The 545-nt window shown below is 60.4% G+C and carries 1 protein-coding gene; it reads right to left on the bottom strand.

Annotated features, from left to right (window positions below):
- Positions 1-134: 134 nt before the first annotated feature.
- The coding region (locus AC1RO3_RS08400) for a hypothetical protein (RefSeq protein WP_481763991.1) at positions 135-545 on the bottom strand (411 nt) is incomplete at its 5' end.

Raw genomic sequence — 545 nt, forward strand, 5'->3', positions numbered from 1 at the left:
TCATCGTTGCGGCCGTAAAAGCGGCCAATAGTCCGGTCAAACAGTGCGCCTAGCTGTTCGCGATTCAGCCCCGCATGGTCGGGGCCGTAATCAGGGGAAAGCCCGTAAGCTTTCCCCGTGCGGCGCGCGGAGCGTCAGACATTATCCGGAATCGCGCGAAGATTTGCGGCCAGCGCTTCCAGCTTGTCCGCCTCGTTTGCCATGTGATCACGAATCGAGACAGCGCGCATCGTACGGTCGGCCCCGTCCTTCGTGACACGTGCCAGCGCTTTCGCCTGTGCGCGGCTAAACGTCGGGGCCGTGCCAATGGGGCACACGCGCGGGTTCGTGTATGCGTTGCCGTCGAAGTCATAGCAGAGGGTGCCGGCTTCGCCCACAACAAAGTAAGCTTCGTTATCCAGAATGCCCGCGAGCCGTGCACGCAGTTCGGCGGCGCGTGCTTCAAAGTCAGCGATGGTCTGTGCGCGGAGTGCGTTGATTTGCTGAGCGTTCATTTTCGTATCCTTTAGGTGTCTAGTTGCTGGTTCGTCGTGAGCCAGTGACGT

The sequence above is a fragment of the Dellaglioa sp. CoH-57-MRSF-19 genome, assembly GCF_056781975.1.